The organism is Nostoc edaphicum CCNP1411 (genome assembly GCF_014023275.1).
Taxonomy (GTDB): domain Bacteria; phylum Cyanobacteriota; class Cyanobacteriia; order Cyanobacteriales; family Nostocaceae; genus Nostoc; species Nostoc edaphicum_A.
The window spans coordinates 1701371-1723840 of record NZ_CP054698.1; the positions used below are offsets into that span (position 1 = coordinate 1701371).

20 protein-coding genes are annotated in these 22470 nt (G+C 42.4%); 7 read left to right on the forward strand and 13 right to left on the reverse strand.

From position 1 onward, the window contains the following. Window positions 1-107 precede the first annotated feature (107 nt). The 8 genes from HUN01_RS09840 to HUN01_RS09875 form a co-directional block, all read right to left on the reverse strand. Complete coding sequence (locus HUN01_RS09840) at window positions 108-869, reverse strand: class II aldolase/adducin family protein (protein WP_181931104.1); 762 nt, start codon at window positions 867-869, stop codon at window positions 108-110. Then, window positions 853-1527, reverse strand: a complete 675-nt coding sequence (locus HUN01_RS09845; RefSeq protein ID WP_181931105.1) for a cysteine dioxygenase family protein — start codon at window positions 1525-1527, stop codon at window positions 853-855. The genes HUN01_RS09840 and HUN01_RS09845 overlap by 17 nt, the downstream gene beginning before the upstream one ends. Window positions 1528-1587: 60 nt before the next feature. Further along, complete coding sequence (locus HUN01_RS09850) at window positions 1588-1797, reverse strand: RRXRR domain-containing protein (protein WP_181931106.1); 210 nt, start codon at window positions 1795-1797, stop codon at window positions 1588-1590. Window positions 1798-1957: 160 nt separating this feature from the next. Further along, window positions 1958-3076 (reverse strand): LLM class flavin-dependent oxidoreductase, encoded by a 1119-nt coding sequence (locus tag HUN01_RS09855; protein ID WP_181931107.1) that lies wholly within the window; start codon window positions 3074-3076, stop codon window positions 1958-1960. Window positions 3077-3354: 278 nt separating this feature from the next. Continuing rightward, window positions 3355-4407, reverse strand: a complete 1053-nt coding sequence (locus HUN01_RS09860) for an aliphatic sulfonate ABC transporter substrate-binding protein (protein ID WP_238846124.1) — start codon at window positions 4405-4407, stop codon at window positions 3355-3357. A 443-nt stretch (window positions 4408-4850) separates the two neighbouring features. Next, on the reverse strand, window positions 4851-6683 hold the full coding sequence (locus HUN01_RS09865) for an RluA family pseudouridine synthase (protein WP_238846133.1): 1833 nt from the start codon (window positions 6681-6683) through the stop codon (window positions 4851-4853). 13 nt (window positions 6684-6696) lie between these two features. Next, window positions 6697-10644 (reverse strand): DUF2157 domain-containing protein, encoded by a 3948-nt coding sequence (locus HUN01_RS09870; RefSeq protein ID WP_181931108.1) that lies wholly within the window; start codon window positions 10642-10644, stop codon window positions 6697-6699. Between the two features lie 188 nt (window positions 10645-10832). Next, complete coding sequence (locus HUN01_RS09875) at window positions 10833-12425, reverse strand: glycosyltransferase family 39 protein (protein WP_181931109.1); 1593 nt, start codon at window positions 12423-12425, stop codon at window positions 10833-10835. A gap of 677 nt (window positions 12426-13102) precedes the next feature. On the opposite strand from HUN01_RS09875, the gene HUN01_RS09880 reads away from it, so the two are divergent. From HUN01_RS09880 to HUN01_RS09895, 4 genes are all read left to right on the forward strand, one after another. Beyond that, window positions 13103-13780, forward strand: coding sequence for a class I SAM-dependent methyltransferase (locus HUN01_RS09880; protein WP_181931110.1), 678 nt, complete (start codon window positions 13103-13105; stop codon window positions 13778-13780). A gap of 202 nt (window positions 13781-13982) precedes the next feature. Then, window positions 13983-14951 carry a TauD/TfdA dioxygenase family protein gene (locus HUN01_RS09885; RefSeq protein ID WP_181931111.1) on the forward strand — a complete coding sequence of 323 codons (969 nt, stop codon included), beginning with the start codon at window positions 13983-13985 and terminating at the stop codon, window positions 14949-14951. A 192-nt stretch (window positions 14952-15143) separates the two neighbouring features. Further along, window positions 15144-15938: a molybdate ABC transporter substrate-binding protein gene (gene modA, locus HUN01_RS09890; protein WP_181931112.1), complete on the forward strand. Its 795-nt coding sequence runs from the start codon at window positions 15144-15146 to the stop codon at window positions 15936-15938. A gap of 305 nt (window positions 15939-16243) precedes the next feature. After that, window positions 16244-16405: a hypothetical protein gene (locus HUN01_RS09895; protein ID WP_181931113.1), complete on the forward strand. Its 162-nt coding sequence runs from the start codon at window positions 16244-16246 to the stop codon at window positions 16403-16405. A 180-nt stretch (window positions 16406-16585) separates the two neighbouring features. Here the strand turns inward: HUN01_RS09895 and HUN01_RS09900 are convergent, their stop codons facing one another. From HUN01_RS09900 to HUN01_RS09915, 4 genes are all read right to left on the reverse strand, one after another. Further along, window positions 16586-17143, reverse strand: a complete 558-nt coding sequence (locus tag HUN01_RS09900; protein ID WP_181931114.1) for a peroxiredoxin — start codon at window positions 17141-17143, stop codon at window positions 16586-16588. Between the two features lie 57 nt (window positions 17144-17200). Then, a complete protein-coding gene (sipA, locus tag HUN01_RS09905; protein WP_181931115.1) occupies window positions 17201-17443 on the reverse strand; it encodes a regulatory protein SipA in 243 nt (80 codons plus the stop codon). Between the two features lie 137 nt (window positions 17444-17580). Further along, window positions 17581-18102, reverse strand: coding sequence for a Coq4 family protein (locus HUN01_RS09910; RefSeq protein WP_181931116.1), 522 nt, complete (start codon window positions 18100-18102; stop codon window positions 17581-17583). A gap of 68 nt (window positions 18103-18170) precedes the next feature. Then, a complete protein-coding gene (locus tag HUN01_RS09915) occupies window positions 18171-18668 on the reverse strand; it encodes a Spy/CpxP family protein refolding chaperone (protein WP_181931117.1) in 498 nt (165 codons plus the stop codon). A 339-nt stretch (window positions 18669-19007) separates the two neighbouring features. Here HUN01_RS09915 and HUN01_RS09920 point away from each other — a divergent pair, with 339 nt between their 5' ends. Then, window positions 19008-20273: a sensor histidine kinase gene (locus HUN01_RS09920; RefSeq protein ID WP_181931118.1), complete on the forward strand. Its 1266-nt coding sequence runs from the start codon at window positions 19008-19010 to the stop codon at window positions 20271-20273. After that, entirely contained in the window at window positions 20273-20935 is a 663-nt protein-coding gene (locus HUN01_RS09925) for a response regulator (protein WP_181932634.1), read from the forward strand. Before HUN01_RS09920 ends, HUN01_RS09925 begins: the two co-directional genes overlap by 1 nt. A gap of 143 nt (window positions 20936-21078) precedes the next feature. Here HUN01_RS09925 and HUN01_RS09930 read toward each other — a convergent pair whose 3' ends face one another. Further along, window positions 21079-21504, reverse strand: coding sequence for a nucleoside deaminase (locus tag HUN01_RS09930; protein ID WP_181932635.1), 426 nt, complete (start codon window positions 21502-21504; stop codon window positions 21079-21081). An 88-nt stretch (window positions 21505-21592) separates the two neighbouring features. Here HUN01_RS09930 and HUN01_RS09935 point away from each other — a divergent pair, with 88 nt between their 5' ends. After that, the gene (locus tag HUN01_RS09935) at window positions 21593-22375 is read left to right on the forward strand and encodes an ion transporter (protein ID WP_181931119.1); all 783 of its coding nucleotides are present in this window, start codon (window positions 21593-21595) and stop codon (window positions 22373-22375) included. The last annotated feature ends 95 nt before the right edge of the window (window positions 22376-22470 follow it).

Sequence of the window (22470 nt, forward strand, 5' to 3'; positions counted from 1 at the left end):
ATAAATAAATTTAGGGAAATTTGACACAAAAAATAGAGGCAGGAGGGAGTCTCGATGGTCAATTACTCCTTCCCCACTTATTTATCCCAGTGCCAAAAAACACAGCGTTAATTCAGCAAATCAGGTTCTTCGCGCACAATTCTGTCGTAAAGGGGCTGGAAACTGAACCACCCACTTGTATGTGATCCCACTTGAGTTTGTGTTAAACGGGCTGTTTCGTGTTTGATAATAGTCGGTCTACCGGCAGCTTCTGCTAGCAGTTGGGCTTGGCACGATCGCTCTAAGCTAATGTACCAAAAGGCAGCTTCATCTACCGTATGTCCCACAGTTAAAATGCTGTGGTTACGTAGGATTATGGCTTTCTTTGGGCCCAAAGATTGCGCCAGTCGTTGACCTTCAGAAGTTTCTAAAACTACACCTGTGAAATCGTCAAACAGGGCATGGTCTTCGTAAAAAGCACAAGAATCTTGAGTCAAGGGGTCAAGGAGACGCCCCAAACTCGACCAGGCTTTACCATAAAGTGAATGGGCGTGAGCTGCTGCAATTACATCAGGTCGAGCTTCATGAATCTGAGAATGGATGGCGAAAGCAGCTTGATTTACCTGAGCATCGCCTTTAACCACCTCACCTTCTCTGTTAACTAAGATCAAGTCAGAAACCCGGATATGACCGAAGTATGTGCCTAATGGATTGACCCAAAAATGGTCTGTAAACTCCGGATCGCGAGCCGTAATATGGCCTGCGATTCCTTCGCTGAACCCAAACTTACCAAACAGGCGAAAGGCAGCGGCTAGGCGTCGCTTGCGGTGCAGACGTTCGTCTTCAACTCGCTCGAATACTGGGGGTTGTGGTCTATCGTACTTGGGCATGTTCTTTTTCTTCCTCCTCTTTACAGGGAGCGTTGGAATATCCAGAGCGAAAGGATTTGACGCTGTGAGATTCTGGGATGAACTGGTGACGCAAGACGCAACCAGTATCATTACCCAAGATATGAATGGATACAGATGCGTTTTGGGATGTGGTTTTGACAGCGTGGATATCACCATCTGGGGGTAAGAGGCGGTAGATATCCCCTGGTTGAAGCATACGCACTTCAGTTACTTGTAATTGTGCGTGTCCTTCAGCATCACCGTTATCTACACGGCGATAGACTGTTTCTTCTTGATTGCCTTTGTATAAACCAATCAATCCCCAGGCTAAATGGTCGTGGACGGGAGTCGTGGAACCTGGAGGAATCACCAAGCTGAAAACTGACAGGGAACGGTCTTTGGCGCGATAAAGTAGCCACTGACCAATACCGCTGCCCATCCGGCTTTCGGGATTGACTTGGGCAAACTTTTCCGGTAGCCATTCCTGTTGGGCAAGGAGTTCTTGAAAATAGGGTTCTAATCTAGCTAGAGTTTGTGTGCGATCGTCAACAGTACTAGCGCTAATTTCCCGCACTGTTGCTACAAAGGATCGTAGTTCCTGGCTTTCAATAAACCATTGGTCTTCTGGCAATGGTTCTAAGATGGTGTGGTTCGTCATCTATATTCCTCTATTTGGGAGGCTACTAAGATTAACTAATTCGTAATTCGTAATTCGTAACTATGAATTACGAACTATTTTAGTGCCAGGGTGAATCTTGAAGCCAAGTTGCTCAAGTTTGAGATGAGAAAGGGACTCTTTTAAAATGATAGTAAAGGGATATCGCTGGAATACGGTAGCTTTACCTTGTGACAATAGCAGCCTAGCACGGCTAATGCGTACTGGATATAACGGTTGTTGGTTGGCATCGAGAATGAATACTTTGGTCATGCAATTTTGAAATAATCAAATTATTTACAGCAGTTTTCAGGTGAAACAGGGAGTAGAAAGTGGTGTAGTTAAATTACTACTTAAAGACACTCTGCGTACCTCTGCGGTTACTTTGCGTACCTCTGCGTTGAAAAACACTACGATTTTACGCAACGCTGCACTAAGCGACAATACTGGCTTGTTGCTCCCGCCGTTGCACTTCTGCGCGGACTAGGGGAATCACATCACGACCATAAGCGATCGCATCTCCTAATGGATCAAATCCCCGAATCAATAGAGTAGTTACCCCTGCATCATAGTAATCTACAAGAGACTCTGCTACTTGCTCCGGTGTACCAACAAGGGCAGTAGTATTACCATAAGCACCAGTAGCAGCAGCAATTGGCGTCCACAAGCGCTTATCGAAAATTTCGCTTTCTTGGGCAAACTGTAGTAACCGATTGGAACCCACAGCTTGCGGGCGTGCTGAATTAAGATAAGGAGTTATCGGTTGATTTTCTGTTTTTGCAGCCCGAATTTCCTTAACACGCGATAGAATCGAGTGCGCCCGTTCCCAAGCCTTCTTCTCCGTATCACCCAGAATCGGTCGCAGCGAGACACTAAAGCGTAGCGATCGCCCTGGTGGTGTGACCGCTTTTACTTCGCGTATCCGTTCTTTAACCGCCGCAATGGGTTCTCCCCACATGGCATAGACATCACTATGCTTTGCACCCACAGGTACAGCTGCACCAGAAGCACCGCCAAAATACAGAGGTATGTGGGGTTGTTGTAAAGGCTTCACATCTGAGTAAGCATCTTTCACACGGTAAAATTCGCCCTCATAGTCGAAGGGAGTATTGCTTGTCCACACCCGGCGCACTATATCGAGGTACTCATCTGTACGGCGATAGCGAGTATCGTGGTCAAACCAATCACCGTCCCGTTGCTGTTCGGCATCGCTGCCACCTGTAATAATATGTACAGCAATGCGACCATTAGTAAAATGATCCAAAGTTGCCGTTTTGCGTGCGAAGAGTGTAGGAGCCACAAAACCAGGGCGGTGGGCGATTAAAAACTTCAACCGTTCTGTTGCAGCCGCCGCGAACGACGCCACAGTTAAGCCATCGGGGCCAGTGGAGCCATAACCAACCAGTACCCGATCAAAGCCACCATCTTCATGTGCTTTAGCAAACTTGCGAACATAAGCGGGATCTATGGAACCGCCCGTGATTGAAACTGTCGGTTCATCTAACTCAGATATTTGTCGCGTTCCAATCATCCCAATAAATTCAATTGGCATAATGTATCACCTCAAAAATTACAAACCTTATTCGGGAAGGGGAATTAGGAAAATTCCCCTACGATCTGAATGGCACTAAGAAAAGATACAGCCCTTGCTCTAACTGGTTCCCAGCCTAGAGGCTGGAAACCCATTCTGGGAGGCTCCGCCTCCAGTAGCTTGACAAGAGGCAGAGCCTCTTTAAATACATTCCCAGCCTCCAGGCTGGGAACGAGAGAGCTAGAGAACGATAAAATAATTCTTCTCTGTTTCCCCTGCTTCCCCTGCCTCCCCTGCTCCTACTTAGCCGTGGGGCAGATAGTCGCAGCAACATCTACCCTTTTTGGTAGAATCTTTTGCTCCAGCATCCAGTCAGCAGTCTTCTGAATTTTGGCAACATCATCAGCATTAGGTGTGACAAGTAGCTGTGGCCCTTGATTCTCAATTACCTGCTTGGCTACGGCTGGGGAGATTTTGATGTCCTTGACCAGAAATTCTGCTGATTTTGCCGTATTTGTATTCAACCAATCATATTCCTCACCTAAACCGCTAAAAGCTGCTTTCACTGCTTCTGGAGATTTAGCCGCAGCCTCATTACGCACAAGCATTACGTTGTAAGTGGGAGCTGGATGGGTTGTGGTGATTCTTCTAGCACCATGCTCTAATTTGGCAACTGAGATATATGGTTCCCAAACTGCCCAAGCATCCACGGTTCCTTGGTATAGAGCGGGTGCGGCATCAGTTGGCGCTAAGAAAACGCGCTGAACTTTATCTTTAGAAATATTCTCTTTTTCCAATACTTTCAATAACAGGTACTCACCTGCACCAGCCTGATTTACGGCAACTTTTTTACCTACAAGGTCAGCGGGTTTACGGATAGGAGAATTGCCTCGTACAACGATCGCACTGGACAATGATTCAGGTCTGGGACGCTGGACAGCCCCAATGCAAATATCCTGACCGGCAGCAATAGCTGATAACCCAGGAATATCTCCACACCCGCCAATATCGGCTTGATTAGCACTAATTGCTTGGAGTAAAGTAGCACATCGGTCAAACGGGCCAGCCCATTCCGCTTTAATATTCTGAGCTGCAAGCTTCTTTGCTAACTCTCCTCGTTGACGTGCAATTGGTACTACACCTCCCTTTTGGTATCCCAGGCGAATCAAACTGGTTTTCTCTTGAGTCTGGTTACTGACATTTTGGGCAGTGGTATTAGTATTTGCAGAGTTACTGGGAGTGCAGCCAGAAATTGCCAAACCTAGCCAGGAACTAGCAACCAATAAGGCACTAAGGGACTTGGTTGAGCGTTGTGGCAATAAAAATAAGAACTTTTTGAACTGATTCAACAACTCTTTTATTACTCCTTTTATTAAAGATAAGAATGAGAGTCTAGATGTCAATTCCAGCACTCTCGTTTTTACTGCTCATTTAGGGATTTCCAAGGAATAAATCATCCAATTTTGTGGGATAGTCTCACAATCATTTGTAGTTGGATATTTTTATTGGGAAGTCTCTTAGCTGTGATATTAATTTTCGTAAATACGGTAAACTGGTCGGATAACCGTTGAATTACTACAAGCAGAAATTATCACATACAAATTTAAAAAGCAATAGGCTAGTACCGCAAGGCGGAATTAAAAATTAAAAATGAAGACAGCGTAAGGGTTTTGTTGATTGGGAATGGGTGGTTTATTTCCGCCGTGATGTACTAGCTGTTAGGGGAAACAAAGCGTAGCCTTTTATCTTTGTAGTTTTTGGGATTTACGCAATTAAGCGGACATGATATTACAGTTTAAAATGGCGTAATTGCTTGTAAATGCAGGGTTTTCTCTAACTGCGGATGCTCGAAGCGAAGTTCTCTGGCGTGCAGATGTAACCGACTAGTAACTGCACAGCATCCATAAAGGCGATCGCCTAAAATAGTTACCCCAAGTCCTCGCGCATCAGCGGCATGAACCCTCAACTGATGAGTGCGTCCTGTTCGCGGCGTAAATTCTACGCGGGTGTAGTCTCCTTCTCTCGTCATTACCTGGAAGTGTGTCAAGCTGGGTTTGCCATGTTGCCAATCAACTTTTTGCTCAGGGCGATTTTCCGGATCTCCCCACAGTGGTAAATCAATCACACCTTGCTCAACTTTCACAGCACCGGAAAGTATGGCTTCATAAACCTTGTGAATCTGCCGTTGCTGAAACTGCTGGCTGAGTTGCCGATGAGTTTGGCGATCGCGTGCTAACAACAAAATCCCGGAAGTTTCCTGATCTAGGCGATGCACAGATACAAGTGCCATGCCATCAAATAACAAATTACGTAAGCGACTCAACACACTATCTTGGCGATCGCGATAACGACCAGGTACCGAAAGTAATCCAGCAGGTTTGTTTACAGCAATCAGCCATTCGTCTTCATAAATAATGGGTAAAGAGAGGCTTCTTACTCCCCCTTCCCTTGCAGGGAAGGGGGCTGGGGGGTTAGGTCTTAATCCTGAGAGCAAAAACCCCATTAATGGCTGACATCGCTCCGTACACGCTCCATAAAATTCTCCCTGGATTTTATCTTGATTTACTGAAGACGCACCCCACCAAAATTCTGCCATTGCCAATGGTTTGAGATTATTTGTTGCAGCATAATGGAGCAGTTTTGGGGCACAACAATCTCCTGTACCAGTGGGCGAACCTCCTGGCATCAATTCTTGCAATGATTGCGATCGCCCAGAAAAATTTGTCAGGCTGTAGGTAGCGTGCATCTGAGCTTGGAGTTGACGGGATAGGGCTTTACGCTGTTGTTTCAGTTCACTAATTCGCGCATCCGTTGCTGCAATTAACTGTTGTAGAGGCTGTAATACCGCGTTTTGCTGGCGTTTAAGTTGTCGTCGCTCAATTCCCTGCTGACGACTCTCTTCATCGAGTTGTTCAAGAGCAATAGTCAGGGCTTCTGAAGTGAGTGTATTGCAGATTTGCTGACGTTTTTCCTGTCGTTGATGTTTGCAATGGCGATGGCGATCGCTCATTGCTTGCAACTGCTGCTCAAACTCATGAAACAGAGTTTCATACTGCTGGCGTTCGGTCAGTTGCTTCAAGCTAAGAATTTCCTGCTTAATTGCGTCCAACTGTGCCAAAGTGTGGGCTTCCTCTAAAGCAACCTCGTCTCGTCCTGGAATTGGTGAAACCCAGCCCTCAACTAAACTGCAACCATTCAAAAGACCGGAAAAGGCTTTGAGTACCCGTTGTTCGCCATTAGGCAGTTCAACCAATAGGATTCCATACATCTTGCCTTCACGAGAATAACATTCATTGAAAGCGACGGGAAACTCCATTCCCTTGTGTGTGGAGAGGGATAGTCGCCCCGTCGCTTGGGGCACTGGGCATGGGGCATTGGTAACATCTTCCCTATGCCCTATGCCCGATTCCCCATGCCCAAAAACTCCATCCCCTTGTGGGTGGAGTTTTTCATTGTTGGCAAGGTGTTTCATTAGTCCGTTGGCGATCGCTTCGGACATTGAGGTACGGGGTAGTTTTAGGCAATCGCCACTTTGAGGACAACGCCCTTCGTACCAATAACTACAAGATGAGTCGCTGACTGTAAAATCGCAGTCGATGAAATCTGAAAGTACATGCAGAATTACCATACCCTAAACAGCCTTATTCCCATGATTGAAATTCATCAATAGCGTTACGAATTAAGGAAGTTATTTGAGCGCGACGGGTTTCAAAGTTGGCGGCGATATAAATCAGTAGGATGCCAACTAGCAAGCCAACAATCCATTTTAAAAAAGAGTACTGCAAACTGAAAATTACCGATTGATAGATAGTAGTAATTAAAAAAGTGGCTGTACCAATGTAAAGAAAAGCTCGGACTCGTAAAGCTAATCCGGCAAAAATGGCGATGAGGCTGAAAATTCCGGGTATCCAAGCTGTGTCTTGATTAAATAAAATTGCCCATCCACAAATTAAACCGCTACCTAGCACTCTCAGAATATGACGAGCAACTTTATACTCTGGTAGCCTCAGTTGGGTATCTACTTGAGCAATATAAAGCAGTGATAACCCAATTGGTGTTACATACCACAAAGCATCAGTTAGGCGTAAGGAATCAAACCAACGGAAAAGTGCCCAATCAATCAACGCTACACTGATATATGTAAAACGGATGTTTTCACCCACTTTTGCCAGGAAGATGTAAAATCCAGCTACGAGTACCAAAGTAATCGGGTAAGTTTGCAGTCTGGTTTCCCATAAAATTATCAGTGGTGTGATGTAAGCAGCAAGCTGCCAAGGTCTTTTTGACCAACCCCAACTTTCCCAAGGCAGAATGTACAGAAAATAGGCTACTACACAGGCGATCGCACCATTCCAAGGAACTAATGGCCCAGCCCAAAATTTTCCTACTGCTGTCTCGCGCCAATAAACCCTCATACCGGCTACCTCTAATAACCCAAGGTAAACCCACATCTCGGCGATTGTGATTCCTCCGAAGATACGGGGGGAAGTCTGCGAATTTCGTCCCTGAAAGATGGCATAACGAATCAAAAATACCCCCGTTCCCAATCCCACCAAACGGTTAACTCCAATAGGAAGAGGAATGGCAGCCATTAATAAACAGCTACTCCAAGCCCAGTGAATATGGGCAATTCCTTTCAATTCTTGAGGAGTTAAGCGTAAGTAGCTAACAAGCCAAGGAGACAAAATGCGGTAAGCATACATGATACTGGCGCCAAGAGCAGACATGGCAATCAATCCATCACCTAATGCTCCTCCTGAAGCTTGCAACATTTGATAGAACAAAAGTTCATAAGCAGAAATTGATACGCCAATAATTCCTAAGTACAGCAGGGGTTTAAAGTTCTCGCGTCGTCGCCCCACGCCAATAATAATTAAAGCTACACCCAAGGAATATAAACCAGTCCACTCGGTGAAGGTGTTCAAACGTAGCAATACACTGAATGCGCCATAAATTAATGGCAAAATGTGAAAACTGCTAGGAAGCCTTTCTAATTGATGGCGTCGCCGCCACCACTCTCCGAAAAGTTGAGCAATTAAACCTAATGCGATATTTGCGATCGCTATCCTAACAATTGATCGTTCCCCAAATCCCAACACCTGAGCAGTCAACAATTCCAAACACCAACCGATGCCATAAAATGCCCAATTGGTCGGTTCGCGCCAACTGCGATAAACAATGGCTGCCAAAGCGATCGCAGTGGCAATTAAGTACAAAAATCCTGAAGTAGCAAACCCTCGGTAAATCAGCACTGAATATAGTGTCAAACCGAACAACTCAAAACCACACAAGGCGATCGCCCATTTATCACTTGCGGCTGCATAAATAACTCCTAATTCGTTACCGCGTTGGCTCAAAACTGTCCGCACTAACCATAGACTTAGGGTTGCGATCGCTCCTACAACAAACCAACCAGCTAGGGCGAGGCGAGGTAAACCAGGCACACCAGCCCATAGCAGCGCTGCAATGAAACTCAGAGCAAAGCCTTCAGTAATTACCGCAGATGTTTGGTTTCGCAAATAGCGCGTATTTGCAAACATCAATCCTGCACCCATAGCCAAACCGATTAATCGAGTTCCTGGTAGCTGTAAAGTAAGTAACTGGGCAACTGCCACAGCCAAGACACTCAAGTAACGGCTAGGAATTTGACGCTCGATAATTGTCCGATTGGCAACACCTGTGAGAGCTAAAGGCGTAACTAGCCATAAGACTCCCCAATGAGCTTGGCTATCAGGTATGCCATACCAAGATGATTCTGCATTTATCCACAATAAGAAAAAACTAGCGGCGGCTAACCCTAAACCGATATCCCATGCACTACGTCGCCATTGTCCATCGCTCAGGCTAAATCCCCATTCTGCAACCATTAAAGCTAATAAAATACTTGCCCAGGCTTGATTAGTTAGGGTTGGTAACAGCCAGTTAATGGTGGAGCAAAATGTCAGCACCCCCATAATGTGAGTTAGATACACCAGGGGAAGAGAGGGGGAAGAATCAATGGAGTGGCGTTTGGTGACGAATGCGAGAGTGGCGGTAGAAAATAGCAGGTTTAGCGATCGCAATGTGGGGTTTACTAAAGCGATCGTTGTTAAAAAAGTTCCAAATAAGAGGGTGAGGAGTTCGCCAAATTTAGCTAATTCTCGATTTTGCCTGCGATACAAGCTATCTGTGAGCGCCACCATCAAAACTACGTAGGGAAATAAAGCGACACCAAGTAACGCCCAAGGTTCATTTTGAGAATTGGTGAGTTGAGTACCAGTTGCGATCGCTAATTTCTGGAAGCTATCAGGTACTAATCGCCAACCTAGCCAAATCGTCTGTAAGCCAATGACGAAAACCGCTGCGAAGTCTACCTTTAAACTGTAGCGCCACAAGCGACTTCCCACAAACCACAAACCCAAACCACTCACAGCGATCGCTTGCCAAGGATAATTAACTACCGAAACCAGCCAACCCAGAAAGATTAAAATGCCACCGAGTTTTTCCCAGAGTAAGAGGGATGAGGGGGATGGGGGAGATGAGGGAGATGAGGAAGATGAGGAGGATATTAATGTTACTGCCCTCTCCCATCCCCGCTGTACCAACCAAGTCACTAACCAGCCACAAATACCAATAGCTAACCCCAACTGGGTAACATTTACCCCAGCAACAAAAATTGCCCGTACTAGCAGAACTATCAAAGCATAAATAATTACAGCAGCAGACAAAGTAATATTTAAGCTCCTGCCATCGCTTCCATCTTGCTTGCTGACAGTATTCGGCTGTTGGTAAATATTGTGATAGACGGTAATAATAGTTGTGCCGATCATTGCCACATAAACGGCAATCAAGGGAAATCCTCTTAATTGCCAACCCCAATGCAGATAACTCAGCCCCAAAATATTTGCTAAAGGTAATTTGCCAGTATGTAAATTGGCAAAAATAGTCCGATTTTTGGAGAGTAAAACAGTTATAGCAGTGAGAATCGGCGAGGCGATCGCAACCACAATCCAATCCACAGGATTTTGCCACAACCGAAAGCTATCCATTGCCCAAAAATTTACTGGCACTAACAAAAGCGTGACAATCAGCAAAGTTTGCGCTGTCAATCTGAGGTTATTTTGCCTAGTCACCCAAAAGCTTAACCCCCAAAAACTCAAAGTATAAGCAAATAAAACTCCATACTGTCCAGAAGCGGGAAACCTCTCCCACTGACTTGCAGCCAGTACCCCAGAAGATACCACTACCAGAAATACCCCTAGAAAAAGCAGCCAACGGACACTCAGTTCTGCCCCCAAGGACTGCAACATTGTGCTGATAAAGTTGGGTTGAGCTGCTTTTGGTTGCGGTTGTCTACGGCTACTAGATTGTAAAGCTGCTGTAGGCAACTGCTGTACGGGTTCGTAAGTTGCAAATACTACCTTGTTTTTAGCTTTAGCCTGGGTTTGCAACACCACCGGACACACCAGAAACTCTCGGCATAGCTGCCTAACTTGGGTATCGGATATCAAACCTAAGCGCAGCCATATATCTAATCCTTCTAATAACTGAGGATGGGAGGATGGCAGTGTGATTTCAAATTTTAGTGGGCGCTCAAGGGGCGATGACATAAGCGGCGGCAGTATAACTATATACTTAATTGTGATTTTAATTAAAGTATATTTTGGCTCTAATTGTGCCACTTATTCGGCGAATTGATATTAATTTTTAATCTACGAGGGATATTCAAATACCAACTGTCTGCTTTTAGGTTCCACTTTGTAGTCTCTCAACCGCTAAATGTGCCCGTATCCTTATTTTAGTTAGGTTTTGTTATTTTCCAGAGATAGTCGTTTACCTGCTGTAACTTTGAGTTATAAACTTTTTCAACTCCAGCCTTCAAGAAGTCAGATGGCTCGTACAAGAACAAAAATATATCACTAAAGCCATTAGTAATCTCTGGTAACTGATTTTTTCCTACGATTTGAAATCGCACTTTTGGATCAACTAAGTAACCAAGTATTTGTATTGGTGGAAGTAAGTTATTATCATCACTAATTAAAAGCGGTTTATTAGCTTGATTAACAATGTTAGCAATTTTAGGATATTCTTGGTATTTTTCAGGAAATTGGTTCCACCAAATCTTAGATTGAGAGTGGATTGTACAAGATATAATTCCGCCGATAATTACCATAAATGCTAAAAATGACCAGAGCTTTTTTTGCCAAGTTTTAGTATAAATAGATGTGATCTTAGTGGTAAATAGGTAAGCAACAGCTAACTGTATACCTAAAACGGAAGGAAGTGTATATCTACTAGTAGCATATCGCTTTTGAAAGACGAAATCTGTTATCAATAGGGGAACCCCTAATGCTCCAATCAAAGTTAAGACAAATAACCAAACTTCTTTAGAGGTTCTTCGACAAAGAAAATAAATTGAATAGCTCATTAGAGCTAAAATAATTAAAATAAAAGGAATTAAGACGAGCTTAAGTTTTCCTGGATCGCTAGGGCTAATACCTAAATCAATAAACGTGCGACTAAAGATACCAGCCCACCTTGCAGCTGATGTAAATAATGTTTGTTTAGCATTCGTCCAAGCTACTGCTTCTTCATGAGGGTTGGTAATAATAATCCAAATCCAAGGTACAAAAGTTATAAACCCCGCAAGCGATGCTAGCAGATAATAAATCAATGTTTTGCTCAATCGGAAACGTTCGATTGCAACTACATAAATTCCCTGTGCGAAAGCAACCAAGCTAAAAAATAGATGAGTATAAAACCCTAGTGGTAATGTTGCTGCATAAATTAACCAACTAACCTTTGTTTTAAGGCGCATGGCTCGCAGCAGTGCTGCGCTTGATAATAAGATGGCTACTATCCCTAAACTGTATGCTCGTGCTTCTTGTGCATACACGACATGAATCGGTGAAACGGCTACTAACCCGATGGCTATCCACCCTACTAGTGAAGACTCAAATAATTCTAGACATAGCCAATAAAGACAAGGAAAGGTGAACAGACTAATAAATACCGAAAAACTTCTAATCACTGCTACAGAATTGCCAAACAATTCTACCCAAAACCGGGCCATCAAAATGTATAGCGGCAAAATTTGTGAGTCTTCTATAATAATCCCTTTGATTGTATCAATTGTATTTTTCCCAGAATTAGGATACTGATACTTACGTAAATCTTCTATGTTGAGCAAACGACCATTATTTAATTGCTCCTTCATTTCTGACTGCATATAGCCAGATGTGCGTAATGAGGAGAAAATCTCATCACCCCAATAAAGTTTTTGATCAAGATTAACGAAGCGAAAAAATACACCTATTACTACTAGGATAATTACTATAATACGTAACCAAGATTTAGGAATAATCCAGTTCTGCGGCGATTGCTTTTTCATGTATTTTCAATTTCCTCAAAGCCTTAATAAACGTGGGCAAAAAGTTATTATTACCGCTAGATTCGATTGATTCTTAACATACATATACTGTAGTTACAATACTACTCTCAGAGGTATTGCAAGGTTTAAAACTATTTTATTTTTATGCCATTTAATCGCCAGACTCGGTTTGAGATTAACTCAGAAATTACAAATTAATATTACTATTCTGCGAACTAAAATCACTAAGTGAAAAAACTCTATCTATATTTAATTTATAAAAGGTTATTCATCAATTTTTCATAGCCTGTTGGTAATGATAAAAGTAAACCTCTTGATATGTCTACAGAATGAGTTAGAAGGATTTTGCAGCTTTTAGCAAAACAACCTCATAATACATGCAATTGTTTATTTTTTATCCTATAGTATAAATTGATCAAAACATGAAATACTTGTGTTGAAAATAAAAATATTTCATAAAGTTTATATGAAAGTACTGTAAGTACGCATGTAAGTAGCGAAGATTCCCCAATTTCCGCACAGTTTGAAGGTGAGTAATGGGCTATCCGGGACTGGGTACTGGGGAAGAAAATACGAGTAAGATTCGGTTGGGATCTCAATCTCCTTCAAATTTTCCCAATCCCCAGTCCCTGATTCAAGAATTTATTTCTTGACGTAGCAATTGATTAGTTCAATTTATGGATCAGAACGAACAACGAATTCTTCATTCATGGGTAGTGAATGCCAAACCGTGGACACGTATAGTTCGTGACAAGCTTCTTGAGAGCCGTGTTCTTGTCACAGATAGAGCGATTGTAGAAGCTGTAGTTGATTTTGAACCGAGAACGTTCTTGGATATCGGGTGTGGTGAAGGGTGGTTATGCCGTGAACTCTGGTATCGCGGGTTTAATGGCTGGGGAGTTGATGCCATTAACAATCTTATCGAATCAGCACGGTACATGGGCGATATCCGCTTTGTTGTATCTTCGTATTCGGATCTTCCGTCACAGAGATTTGGCAGTATTAACCAGTTCTCCTGCTTCATCTGCAACTTTTCCATTCTTGGGGAACGTGCTCTTGGTGAGATCGCTGAGGCAGGTCAGAGTATGTTGGAGTCTAAGGGCAAAATAATTATTCAAACACTTCATCCTCATCTTGTTTGTGGTGATTCTCCATATGAGAGTGGGTGGCGCGAAACTTCTTGGACAGGAGTCGGAGATGGGTCATGTCATCCTGCTCCCTGGTACTTCAGAACAGTTGAATCATGGATTGCTGAGTTCCATCTCAGGAACTATCAATTATTAAAGTTACTGGAGCCGTCTCACCCCATAAGCAAAAAACCAGCTTCAATTATATTTATCTTTGAACGACAGTGATTTTGAAAAAGGCAGAAGACAGGAAAATCCAGTAGTTTAAAATACGATAATTGAATACTACGGTAAATCTATCGAGTTACAGTATGATTGTTTTCAACTGCGATCGCTTCCTTTGGTATCTTGCTTGCACTTAATGGCTACATACCAAACGAAACGGACGAGTGCGAATACTGCCTTATGGATCAAACTATGGAGAATTCACATGAGCAACAAACACATTGAAGTCAAACAGGTAGCAGGTTTCATCGGTGCTGAAATCAGCGGAGTAGACCTGTCGCGTCCTTTGCACGATGATGCAGTCAAAGAAATTCGTCAAGCACTATTGAAGTGGAAAGTCGTGTTCTTTCGTGGTCAAAACATCGACCATGCTGCACAGGTTGCGTTCACGGCTCGTTTTGGCGAAGTGACCTACGCGCATCCGCACGAAGATGAGCCGATTGAAGGCTTCTCAGAAATTCTGCCCATTGACCGTAGCCGCTACGAACGCCGCAATGGTCTGCGCCGTTCCAGCTACGAGAGTCGCTGGCACACAGATGTGACAGCAGTTGTCAACCCGCCTGCGGCATCAATTTTGCGTGCGGTTAACGTTCCCAATTTCGGTGGTGACACACAATGGACTAATTTAGTTGCAGCCTACGAAGGTTTATCAGCACCTCTGCGGGCACTAGCAGACGGATTAAAAGCCGAACATCGCTTCAATGCGCGTTTGAATCTGCCTAGCAACAGCAAGATTGCCCAGCGCATAGCAGCCAATCCGCTAGTTTCAATTCACCCAGTAGTAAGAGTTCATCCTGAAACTGGTGAACGCGCATTATACGTGAACCCTGGCTTTACCTCGCACATTCTTGACGTATCACGACAAGAGAGTGACCTGCTGCTTGAGTTGTTCTTCAACCAGATCACCAAACCAGCGTACACCACCCGCTTCCGCTGGAACAATGGTGACATTGCGTTCTGGGACAACCGCGCCACCTCGCATTTGGCCCCTCAGGATCTAGATCATCTGGAAGTCGAGCGTGTGCTCTATCGCACCACCATCACGGGGGATGTTCCAGTCGGGCCCGATGGTTTCCGATCGCAAGTGGTAGAAGGTGAAGCGTTCAGCAGCGAATTACCAACCATCTTGAAGAACAAAGCCGAGAAGTTGGAAGCAGTACCAGCGCTTTCATAAGCTACAGAGTGGTAAAGCGGGCTACGAAAAGATTTCGTAGCCCGCTTTACCTATTCTGAGGTTTGGAATGTGATTCACCCTTGTTGTTTTTCGGGCATAAATTTACTGATATAGTTGGTTAAAAGTTGGTATATTTGCTACTATTTTACCTAACATCAATTTTATGCAAGAAACCTCTTAAACGCCTTTTTCATGAAAAGAAGACAAATTTTTGGCTTTCTGGGTGTAGCGGTTGCTGGCTTGCTGCTAGCAATTGGTTTACCATTATTTACTCCTTCTCCTGTAATAGCACAGTCGAACACCAGCATACTTGTGTCCGCAGCCGCCAGTTTAAAAGATGCACTAGAAGAAATTAAGCCTTTGTACCAACAAAGTAAATCAAATATCAATATTACTTATAACTTTGGGGCTTCTGGTGCCTTGCAGCAACAAATTGAGCAAGGTGCGCCAGCGGATATCTTTATTTCTGCTGCTAAAAGACAAGTGGATGCTTTGGAAGAAAAAGGACTGTTGCTACCAGGTAGCCGTACTAACCTGGCAAATAACCGTCTAGTCTTGATTGTGGCTCAGGATGTTGTTGGCATTAGTAGCTTCTACAATTTAACAGACAGTAAGATTAGAAAAATTGCGATCGGTGAACCTAGAAGTGTGCCCGCCGGTCAATATGGTGAGCAAGTCTTAAAGAAATTGAACCTTTACGATCGGGTTAAGTCAAAATTGGTCTTTGCTAACAATGTGCGTCAAGTTTTGGCAGCTGTAGAAAGTGGTAACGCCGAAGCGGGTTTAGTTTATGCTACTGATGCTAGAATTTCCAACAAAGTAAAAGTAGTAGTCGCTGCGGATGATAAGTTTCACTCACCAATTGTCTATCCAGTAGCAATAATTAAAAGTAGCAAAAATGCTTCTGCCGCCAAGGAATTTGTCCAGTTTCTATCTGACAGCCAAGCTAAAAATGTACTCAAAAAATATGGGTTTATTGTGCGTTAAAGGAATAGAAAAATGAGATTAATGAGATTATAGCCATTTTCAATCAGGTGAGGTACAGGTATGCAAATAGACCTAACCCCCTAACCCCCAACTCGTCGCGGGAAGGGGGAAAAATTCAAAGCCTCTCTCCTTTTAGGAGAGAGGTTTGGAGAGAGGTCAAAATTGTACTTCACGCTTGTCGAGAACCACTATAATGTCTGTTTAAAAAGCTTGTAAACACTAAGCTTTATAACTTTTGGTTGATGAGGTTGGCAAGCAATCGGACGAAAATTTTCCTAGACTTTCAAAAATATCAGGGAAAAAGTATGTCCCGAATCAAAATTACTGACTTGCAACCTAAAAATCAAGTTGAACAATGGGAACTATCTGAGGCAGATATAACCACAGTCATTGGAGGACTTGAAGTTAAACTTCTCGGTAATAGCATTGTAGATGCGACATTCGGGGGTTTTAGATTGACGCTTTAAATTTGGCAGCCGTACTAAGAAAAGCCCAAAAGCTTTTATCGCCTCGTTCCCAGCCCAAAGGCTGGGAATATCTTCTGAGAGGCTTTGCCTCGGTCAAGCCACTGGAGGCGGCAGCTAGGAGGGCTACATCTTAACTTAGTACCGATTCGGGCTGAAGTCCCAAGTCTTGTTAATTTAGGTCTAAGAAGCTGCGGACTGTAATTTTTCTAGTCGTGCCAGCACTTCTGAACTGTGAATGGTTGGGTTGACTTTGACAAAAGTCTCGCGCAAGACACCTTGAGGATCGATGATAAAACTGTGGCGCATAGATAAAAAGCCAAGCCACGAACCATAAGCTTTACTCACTGAACCATCAGTGTCAGCCAACAGGGGAAATTTTAGTCCCTCTGAATCACAAAATTTTGCGTGAGAATCAATGTCATCAGCACTTACGCCAATAATTTGGGCATTTTTTTCGAGGTATTGGGGTAAGTCTTGCTGAAAACGACGAGCCTCTATAGTACAACCAGAGGTGAAGTCTTTAGGATAAAAGTAGAGTACTAGCCACTTACCGCGTAAATCAGAGAGGGATATTTTGCCATCACCTGTGTTGGTTGGCAAAGTAAACTCTGGTGCAGGTTGATTAATTGCCGGAAGTTTACCACCAAGAGCATCAGCAACAGGGGTAAAATTCAGCCAGCTGATGACAGAAATACAGCTGGCAAATAATATGCTTAAAAAAGTGCGGCGGGAAATCATGGTGCAAACCAAAATCACAACTTTACACAAGTTTACAATTCTTGGTTGCGAGAAATCTTATTCTAAGTGAGATTCGGGAGGGGTATCTGTGCTTTCGATGTATTGACTATCAAGGAGAAAGGCCCCCCTCGCAAAGCGAATACCCCAATATCCACCGGGTCTGCGGTCAATGACTATACCCTCTTCGCCAATGTGAATTACATTGGGTGGGCGCAGCATGGGCATAGGTTCAGCAGTTTTGACATAGGCTGGTAGTGCCACAACACGGACTTTACTACCAATTGCGAATTCTTTGGACATTTTAATCAAGCTAGGAGTTTTGATTAACTCATAACTCAAAACTATCTTGAAAGTCTACTAAATTGGACATGGGAATAAATAGGGAAAGGGAAAGGAGATGAAGTTTTTCCCCTTTCCCATCTTCTGCAAGAAGTCTGTTAATTTTTGACTATGGCAAACAATGTCTGGATATCAGTTAAGGGTAAGTGCCAGAGTAATTCTGGTTGCCAAGTATCTGGGTCAAAGTTAGAGTGACAACCGCGCTGGTATGCTTGCCAAAGTCTGTCCCAGGTAAATTTTTGTTGATAATTTAAATTTTTATGGATAACTCGCAACAGTCCTAACCCCAGCAACAAGTTAGTTATGCTAAATTTGGTTCCTAATAAAAATGCTTGTACTTCTGCTTCACCAATGAAGTCTGTACTATAGCCTGTGAGGACATGAACCCCGTCATGGAGTTGTTTACGGCGGCTACCTGTAGTGAAGGGTTTTAAATTATGTTCATTGAGGAAGTCTGCCCAAGTTCTGCCAAAAGTGCCAGTCGGAAGGACAGACAATTTCGCTATTTCCACAATTTGGGGAACATCTCGCCCCTGTGCTTCAGCAATGCGATCGAGTAAATCTAAAACCTGTTGCAGACGAGGAGCGGGATTTGAGGAAGCGGCAAAGGATTGCATCATAATCTATCTTGGGATGAGATGGGCGGCACTGCCCACCCCAGATTTATTAACTATTTTTTGAAAGATAATTATTGAGGATTGCCTTGTTGACGGCGGGAAGGAGCATTTTGACGGAATTGCTCTAGTTTTTGGCGCTGTTCTGGGGTGAAGACTGCTTGAATCTGTTGTTTTTCAGACTCGCGGATTTGTCGCATTTGGGTTTTCTGTGCTTCAGTCAGATTTAATTCAGCAAAACCACCCTTTCCTCGACGTTGACCGGGTTGCCGTTGACCTTGACCTGCTTGCCGTTGAGCCTGACGTGCTTGTTTCGCCGCCTCTAACTTAGCTTTTTGTTCTGGGGTCAAAACTGCTTCAAATTTGGTGCGGCTATCGCGGCGAATTGCCTGGATTTGGGTTTTTTGGGCATCTGTTAGACCCAATTCTTTCCAAGGGCCCCTTTCTTTTTGTGGAGTTTGTGCGAGTTGCAGGGATAAAGGAGAGGCTGTTTGGGCGTTAACAGCAAATGAGGTTGCAGTTAAAGTTAGAGCGATCGCTCCAGCGACTAGCGATAATGCTTTGAGTTTCATTACTTTTCTTGTGGGTTTTTCCTGGTTGGATGCCACCATCATAAGAACTTATCTTCAGTAGTTACATGAGGAGAAAGTCATGGTTATACCCATGACTTTAGTCATGATTGAATTTTCACAAAGATGATTGACAATAAATAGTTAGGAGTTAGTAGTTAGGAATAATGAAGATTTTGATTATGATTAATTTATTAAGTCATTATTTAGCTTATTAATTAATGGGTTTCACCTGTCAATTACTCTTAATTACTCATTCCGCGAAAAGCTAAAGTGGCTTCCGCTGCTGCTCAATTCTTCAGAACTTCTAACTTATAACTTATAACTGGAGCAAGGCGATTAATGAGTCCTCCAATTCAAATTAAAAAACACCCTTTTCCGTCTCTACTTTATCTGGAGTGGACACTACTGGCAATTACTGCTTTGATAGCAGTTATACCACCTCCATTACGGCGTTCTCGTCCTAGACTTCCAGAACTATCAATTTGTGGTGTATTTCCAGACTTGTCAGTTTGTAGCATATTGCCAGAACTGTCAATTTATAGTCTGATTGTTTTTGCCTTAATGGGCTTAAAATTACCCAGAAATAGCCAGAAAGCTAAGATATTTTACACAGTAATTGAAATTTTATTAATTTTAGTGATTGGGCTTTTTGGCGAGAGATTTGCACGCCTTTTCCCCTTTCTCTACATAATTTTAGTTACTCGTAGCTGTCTAATTTTCCAGTTGCCTGGGCGTTTATTCGTTACAGCTTTATCATTTACATTATTTCTAGTTACAACACAACTAAAATACCAGCTATTCAGTTTTCAAGCATCACCCCAGGCGCAAGAACGATTTCGATTTCTGAGCTTGAATTGGTCGCTGGTATTTGGCTTAAGTTTAGTTTTTGTGTTGTTGATGATGAATGCAGTATTATCTGAACGGCACAGTCGAGAAAAGCTAGCGATCGCTAACGAAAAACTCCGTCAATATGCCCTAAGAATTGAAAATCAAGCTACCTTAGAAGAACGTAACCGTATTGCTCGTGAAATTCATGATTCATTAGGACACTCTCTAACTGCTTTAAATCTACAATTAGAGACTGCGTTAAAATTATGGCAATCTAACCCAGGGAAAGCTGAAACATTTCTGGCAACAGCAAAGGAATTAGGCTCAAAAGCACTAAATGATGTCCGCCAATCTGTTTCTACTATGCGTTCTAATCCCTTACAAGAACAGTCTTTAGAGCGTGCGATCGCTAGCCTCTCAGAAAATTTTCATCGCTCTAATGGCATTTTACCAATTTATCAAATAAACATTGAATATTCTCTGCCGCCTGAAATCAATACTGCTATTTATCGGATTACTCAAGAATCTTTTACAAATATCTCTAAATATGCTTATGCGACTGAGGTTAGATTGGAACTCACTACGACAAGAGGAAGTTTACGATTGACAATTGAGGATAATGGTAGAGGTTTTGATGTCAGACAAAATACTACTGGTTTTGGGCTTCATAGTATGCGCGATCGCACTTTAGCAATTGGAGGTGAGTTTAATATTAATAGCGCTCTTGGTTCTGGTTGCAAAATTACAGTTGATATTCCCTTAACGAGGTTGACATGATGATTAAAGTGTTGCTGGTAGATGACCAAAGTTTAATTCGTCAAGGATTAAGAGCTTTATTAGAATTAGAAGCAGATTTAGAGATAGTGGGAGAAGCAGAAAATGGTGAACAGGCGATTAATTTGGTTGCAGAATTTCAGCCAGATGTAATATTACTAGATATCAGAATGCCGATTATGGATGGAGTTGCAGCCACGCGGGAGATTCAAAAACGTTTTGCCAAAACTAAAATTTTAGTACTGACGACTTTTGATGATGATGAATATGTATCAGCCGCATTGCAAAATGGGGCAATGGGTTATTTATTGAAAGATACACCCTCAGAGGAATTAGCTGTTGCGATTCGTGCAGTTTACAAAGGATATACTCAATTAGGCCCAGGTATAGTTAAAAAGCTATTGACTCAGTTTTCTAATGGTACATCAACCCAGTCACCGCCTGTACCATCTAGTTTAGCTGAACTTACCCCTAGAGAAAAAGAAGTTTTGCGACTAATTGCTACAGGGGCTAGTAACCGAGAAATTGCTCAGGAACTCTACATTTCTGAGGGTACGGTAAAAAATCATGTTACGAATATTTTAAACAGATTAAATTTGCGCGATCGCACTCAAGCTGCAATTTGGGCAAATACCTATTTATCCTATTTGAATGAGCTAAGTTAAATAATTCGTAATTCGTAATTTATATAACTTTAGTGTGTGTTAACGCTTAAACTACAGCGTCATTTTGGGTTTTTCAGTGCGTTACAGAAGCCGTAACAATACATTATCTTGTAATTGTTAATGTAAGTTATTTATTTGCAGATTTATTTAAATAACTCCAAACATTCGTTTTTTAAAACTCCTTTTGTGACTTTGATGTTCCTAAATGACTTAGCAATTACTTCTTCACAAGATATACTAATTTGTGATTGATTTACGCTAACTAAATCTTCAATTGAAGCACCATAGACAATTTCTGATAAACCACTCCAAATACAAGCTGTTGCACACATCGGACAAGGTTCGCCAGTTGTATATATCCTATAACCTTCTAAAGAGGGGTTTTTAAGTTTAGCTGTTAAACTACGAATAACGTTGATTTCCGCATGGGCTGATGGATCGTTGTCTCTCCTCACAGTATTATGAGCCACGGCAACAACTTCGTTATCTTTAACAATCACTGCACCATAAGGCGCATCGCCTTCTTTTGCTTCTGCCAATGCTAAACGCATAAAATATTCTGGGTTCATATAAGCTGGGGTTAACATAAGGATAATGGTTAATAATATCGTATTTCTAATGTTATAACTGGGAATTAAGATGTATTAATGGTCGAATATGTTACTGAGCAGACAAGAAACAGATTTTTACTTAAAAGACCTGGAAACACCAATAGGTAAAGCGATTAATTTAACACTTGCCTCTTTGGTGCTAATATCATCAGGAATTTTTGTGGTAGAAACATATAATATTCCTGATGATATGCGGTTTCAGTTAAATGTAGCTGATATTGCGATCGTCATCATCTTCGCAGTGGAATATTCACTCCGGCTGTGGAGTGCAGAAAACAAAATTAAGTATATTTTTAGCTTTTATTCGATTATTGACTTATTGGCGATTTTGCCATTTTTTCTCGGAATGGTAGATATCAGCTTTATCCGCCTACTCCGATGGTTTCGGATTTTACGATTAATCAGATTTATTGATCGGAAATTTTTATTCGCCAGTGTCAGCACCGAAGATGGAATGATTTTTGCGCGAATATTATTTACATTATTTGCAATTGTTTTTATTTACTCTGGCTTAATTTATCAAGTCGAGCATCCAGTTAATCCTCAAAATTATGGTACATTTTTGGATGCATTCTATTTTTCTGTTGTCACAATGACAACTGTTGGATTTGGCGATGTTACTCCAATTTCGGAATTAGGGCGTTTGCTAACTGTATTAATGATTTTTACGGGAATTGCTCTGATTCCTTGGCAAATAGGGGATTTAATTAAGCGAGTTGTAAAAACTGCTAATCAGGTAGAAACAGTTTGTTCAGGTTGTGGTTTGGCTTTTCATGATCTAGATGCTGGTTTTTGTAAAAGGTGCGGGACTAAGTTACGTAATTCGTAATTCGTAATTCGTAATACTCGCTAAGGGCGAGAAGCAAGCTATGTAATTTGTAATTACAATTGCGTAAAAATTTTAGACATTTCAGATGGGTGGTT

What these genes read in the sequence shown, in the direction of transcription:
- HUN01_RS09840 (WP_181931104.1), bottom strand. Translation starts at nt 869, where the DNA reads ATGCCCAAGTACGATAGACCACAACCCCCAGTATTCGAGCGAGTTGAA.
- HUN01_RS09845 (WP_181931105.1), bottom strand. Translation starts at nt 1,527, where the DNA reads ATGACGAACCACACCATCTTAGAACCATTGCCAGAAGACCAATGGTTT.
- HUN01_RS09850 (WP_181931106.1), bottom strand. Translation starts at nt 1,797, where the DNA reads ATGACCAAAGTATTCATTCTCGATGCCAACCAACAACCGTTATATCCA.
- HUN01_RS09855 (WP_181931107.1), bottom strand. Translation starts at nt 3,076, where the DNA reads ATGCCAATTGAATTTATTGGGATGATTGGAACGCGACAAATATCTGAG.
- HUN01_RS09865 (WP_238846133.1), bottom strand. Translation starts at nt 6,683, where the DNA reads ATGGTAATTCTGCATGTACTTTCAGATTTCATCGACTGCGATTTTACA.
- HUN01_RS09870 (WP_181931108.1), bottom strand. Translation starts at nt 10,644, where the DNA reads ATGTCATCGCCCCTTGAGCGCCCACTAAAATTTGAAATCACACTGCCA.
- HUN01_RS09875 (WP_181931109.1), bottom strand. Translation starts at nt 12,425, where the DNA reads ATGAAAAAGCAATCGCCGCAGAACTGGATTATTCCTAAATCTTGGTTA.
- HUN01_RS09880 (WP_181931110.1), top strand. Translation starts at nt 13,103, where the DNA reads ATGGATCAGAACGAACAACGAATTCTTCATTCATGGGTAGTGAATGCC.
- HUN01_RS09885 (WP_181931111.1), top strand. Translation starts at nt 13,983, where the DNA reads ATGAGCAACAAACACATTGAAGTCAAACAGGTAGCAGGTTTCATCGGT.
- modA (WP_181931112.1), top strand. Translation starts at nt 15,144, where the DNA reads ATGAAAAGAAGACAAATTTTTGGCTTTCTGGGTGTAGCGGTTGCTGGC.
- HUN01_RS09895 (WP_181931113.1), top strand. Translation starts at nt 16,244, where the DNA reads ATGTCCCGAATCAAAATTACTGACTTGCAACCTAAAAATCAAGTTGAA.
- HUN01_RS09900 (WP_181931114.1), bottom strand. Translation starts at nt 17,143, where the DNA reads ATGATTTCCCGCCGCACTTTTTTAAGCATATTATTTGCCAGCTGTATT.
- sipA (WP_181931115.1), bottom strand. Translation starts at nt 17,443, where the DNA reads ATGTCCAAAGAATTCGCAATTGGTAGTAAAGTCCGTGTTGTGGCACTA.
- HUN01_RS09910 (WP_181931116.1), bottom strand. Translation starts at nt 18,102, where the DNA reads ATGATGCAATCCTTTGCCGCTTCCTCAAATCCCGCTCCTCGTCTGCAA.
- HUN01_RS09915 (WP_181931117.1), bottom strand. Translation starts at nt 18,668, where the DNA reads ATGAAACTCAAAGCATTATCGCTAGTCGCTGGAGCGATCGCTCTAACT.
- HUN01_RS09920 (WP_181931118.1), top strand. Translation starts at nt 19,008, where the DNA reads ATGAGTCCTCCAATTCAAATTAAAAAACACCCTTTTCCGTCTCTACTT.
- HUN01_RS09925 (WP_181932634.1), top strand. Translation starts at nt 20,273, where the DNA reads ATGATTAAAGTGTTGCTGGTAGATGACCAAAGTTTAATTCGTCAAGGA.
- HUN01_RS09930 (WP_181932635.1), bottom strand. Translation starts at nt 21,504, where the DNA reads ATGAACCCAGAATATTTTATGCGTTTAGCATTGGCAGAAGCAAAAGAA.
- HUN01_RS09935 (WP_181931119.1), top strand. Translation starts at nt 21,593, where the DNA reads ATGTTACTGAGCAGACAAGAAACAGATTTTTACTTAAAAGACCTGGAA.